Raw genomic sequence first — 3,669 nt, 5'->3', positions numbered from 1 at the left:
CCCTTTGTGCGGAAAGAGACATCTTCTATCTGTAGTTAGAGTTTGACTGTTTGTTATTTAGAAAGATTCAGCCATTTGTATGAGGTCAACCGTGAGTGAATAGGTGTATCCTATTACTCATAATACTAAAAAAAATATGCTTATAATTTTATTAAATAGAATTAACCGTGAATGTCAATTTCAGTTTTCAATTGCTTAAACGAGTCTTTATTTGTTTACTCTCAATGAGTTTAGTCACAGCGTGCGAATCAATGCAAGCGCAGCAAATGACTTCACGACAGGGAAAAGTTGTTTATGGTGAGAGTAATGGTGAATTAACTGACCAAGGTTACGCCCGGACTTACGATATTTACACGCCAAAGTCCTATTCTCCTAGTCGTCCTATGCCATTAGTTTTGGTATTTCATGGAGACGAAGGTAGTGGACGTTCAATTAGTAATGTTTCTCAATTTAATACATTAGCAGAACAAAAAGGGTTTCTTGTCGCTTATCCTGATGGAATTGACCAGAGATGGAGCTTAAGAAAGACAAGCAAAAGAAATATTGATGATGTTTCTTTTGTCAAGAATTTTATTAATCACCTGGAACAAGTTAGAAATATCGATAGCCGTAGAATCTATGCTACTGGTTTTTCTAGAGGTGGAATATTAACCCAAGCTTTGACTTGTCAACTATCTGATAGAATAGCAGCTTTTGCCTCTGTCGCTGGTTCTCTGCCAAGGCGACTTAAACAAACATGTCAACCACAAATGCCTGTATCAATGTTGATGATTAACGGCACAAACGACCAATCTGTACATTATCAGGGTGATGAAAAAACTCAAAAAGGAGCGCTAGTTTCTATTCCGGAAGCAGTCAACTTTTGGCGAGATCACAACCAATGTCCTGCATATACTGCGAAGAATGTAGCATTCGTGGCTGGTAATCAGAGCGATGCTCCAGCAGGGAGCCGCGCAAGGCGCGATCGCTCAAAAGTTAAAACCTATTCCTACTCCGGTTGTAGCGGTGGTTCCGAGGTTGTACAATTAGCTGTAGTCGATGGCGGACATCTCTGGTACGGTGGTACTTCTAGTGATAAAGATGTGAATGAGTTCAATAAAGATCTCGGTTTAGACTCAACTCAGACGATTTGGAATTTTTTTGAGCGTCATAGTCTACCTTTTGTTTAATAGGGGTGTAGGGAAGAAGTAGAATGGTAGGTTGGGGAGCGACTTGCGGTGGGCGGGTTTCCCGACTTGAGCAAAGTGGCGTTAGAGCGTAAGCGAAACCCAACACACGTTTGATATTGTTGGGTTTCACTCCGTTCAACCCAACCTACGACTTCTTTTAGAAGTCAAGAATCTTGTTGTTCACAAATGATTTAGAACTGTACTTATTTTCCTACCAATCTATCTAAGAAATCAATCTTCACACCCAGGTTGATTATCCCTCTTCCATCACGAGTTTTGATTTCTGCATTATTAAGACCAATTATGTACGGTTGATTACCTATGACGCCAATAATTGCTCCTCCGGAAGAACCACCAGTGGTATCGCAGTCGTGTAACAACACATTGCCTTCTTCACCCACGATGCTGCAACCTACTTGCACGCTTGCTGTCCATCCCTTACCTGCGGTAAAAAATCGATACTTTTCTTTGTTTGTGTTAGGGAAATCACCAGAATAACCAACGAAAATATATTTATTCCGGTTTTTGGTGAGAGTTGATGAGGGTAAAGATTTCCAACCGAGATATCCGTATTTTAAGCCGATAGGTTTATCGAGTTTTAAAAGCGCCCAGTCGTCAGTTTGATTCTCTAACTTAGTTTTAGTGAAATCAGTGCCATAAATGACATTTTGAACTTGGGCAATATCCGATTCATCCGCGACTTTGCCATTGATAAGATTTGGGAGAAACAAGATTTTTTGACTAGCTTGGTGTGTTTCAGGATCAATGACGCAGTGTGAATTGGTTAAAACGACATCTTCACTGATTAATGTACCTGTGCAATGATAGTCCTCGCCTTTGGTGGTTAATCCCTGTACTCTACCAATTGCCGACCAAGGATATTGTCGGCTTAACATAGGAACTCGGTCATCCCAACCAATAACTGCTCGTTTAAATTCTTGATCATCAGCTTTATCTGGTTGATTCGCAAGTCCGGTTTCGCAGGCGCTCAAGACGATTAACTCTGCTGGGTAGTCTTGGTTAAACAAATCTCCCAAGCGCAAGTATCCTCTGATTGGCTTGCCTTTTTTATCAACCAATGACAGTACAATCCCGGATAACTCTGGTTGCTCTTGATTGACGAAGCCGTGGGTGGCAAAATGCAGGATACGGAATTGATTGAGGGTTTTGCTTGTTGCCCAGTCGTAATTAGCATCAAAGCTCAATGCTTCCAGGCTAGTTGCTGCTGGTATCAGTTTTAAAATTCCTTTTGCTTCTGTTGCTGTGTTGGCTAGCCTGGGCAAACCATTGCGTTTGAGGCTTCTGGCGGAACGGTTAAGGGCAGAACGTTCAAATTGGATTTCGGGGGCGAGTTGAGTATTTTCCGGTTTACCTGTCACTCGTGTGTCGGTAGCACTGTATACCGGGTCGGCGAGAATCGCTATGGCTTTGGGTGCGCTTTGGCGGTTGGCGAGTTTTTGGCGTTGGATGGCAATGGTTGAAGCTGAGGGTAAATTGACAATTTCATGGTTTATCATCAGTGGTTGGTATTTATTTGAAGTAATATCAGCTAATGCCCCAAAGGGAATGGTTTGCAGCCCACCATCAGCAACAATGACCAAACGCTTTCCTGGTAATTTATCAGCAACAGGTGCGAGAATCAGTTGAGTGAGTTGTTTTGCGCTGTTAATCGCTAAGTCAGTAGTTGTTACTTGCTGCGAATCTGTACGGAACCGCTCTGCAACTTTTTCTATTTCCTTTTGTCCGGGGAGAGTGTAAACTTGCATTGAAGTGGGAGTAACTGCCCACAAATAACTGCGTTCTTCACCCAAAGAATATTGCAATAGCAAAGTGTCTTTATCAAGTTGTTGTTGGATTTGCGGTAATTTGAGAATGTCCTTTTCGGGGTTTGGGTTTGTCAGTTTTGCATATTCTGGGCTAGTCGTACGGATTTTGGCTTGCACTTCCTGGTGTTGGCTGAAGAGATTTTCAATTTCTGTGGTGTGTCTTTGAATAGCTGCTTTGGTGATGAGGTCGTTTTTATTTGGTGAATTTGCTAAATTTTGCCGCAGTGTCTCTGTTGCATCAATTTGCTGTAGTAAGTTGCGTTCTTGTTGTACGAGTTCTGGGTTTGCGCCTTTGAGAATTTTGGCATTTGCTTCAGTTAATAGTTCTATCAAGCTTCTGGCGCGGGAGCGTTCGCTGATGTGTAGGGCTAATGCATCGTATCCTTGGGATGGGTCTTTTTTGTGCAGTTGCATCAGCAGGTCGATGTAGAATTTATAGTAACCCGTTACTGTAGCAAAGTAAGAAGTGCGGAGTTCTTGCCTGTCGATTTTGGTGCGTAATTCTTCGATAATTTTGATTGCGGTTTCTACGTTGGTGCGGGCTGCTTGCAGGTTGTTGCGATCGCGTTCTAGGTACGCGAGGTTGTAAAGGGTTGTTGCTTGTTGTGCTTTGTCGCCGACTTGTTTACTCAAAGGCAGAGAATCGTTGAAGTATTTGAGGGCAGTTTGTTTAT

At 42.3% G+C, this 3,669-nt stretch carries 2 protein-coding genes; one reads left to right on the top strand and one right to left on the bottom strand.

Annotated elements, in window-relative coordinates:
* Window positions 1-266: 266 nt before the first annotated feature.
* The gene (locus DP116_RS27550; protein ID WP_211173546.1) at window positions 267-1,169 is read left to right on the top strand and encodes an extracellular catalytic domain type 1 short-chain-length polyhydroxyalkanoate depolymerase; all 903 of its coding nucleotides are present in this window, start codon (window positions 267-269) and stop codon (window positions 1,167-1,169) included.
* A gap of 203 nt (window positions 1,170-1,372) precedes the next feature.
* Here DP116_RS27550 and DP116_RS28760 read toward each other — a convergent pair.
* A partial coding sequence (locus DP116_RS28760; RefSeq protein ID WP_246275828.1) for a CHAT domain-containing protein occupies window positions 1,373-3,669 on the bottom strand: 2,297 nt, incomplete at its 5' end.

The organism is Brasilonema bromeliae SPC951 (assembly GCF_012912135.1).
GTDB classification, from domain to species: Bacteria; Cyanobacteriota; Cyanobacteriia; order Cyanobacteriales; family Nostocaceae; genus Brasilonema; species Brasilonema bromeliae.
Note: the sequence above shows the minus strand (reverse complement) of the source record. Positions and strands in the feature narration are given on the sequence as shown.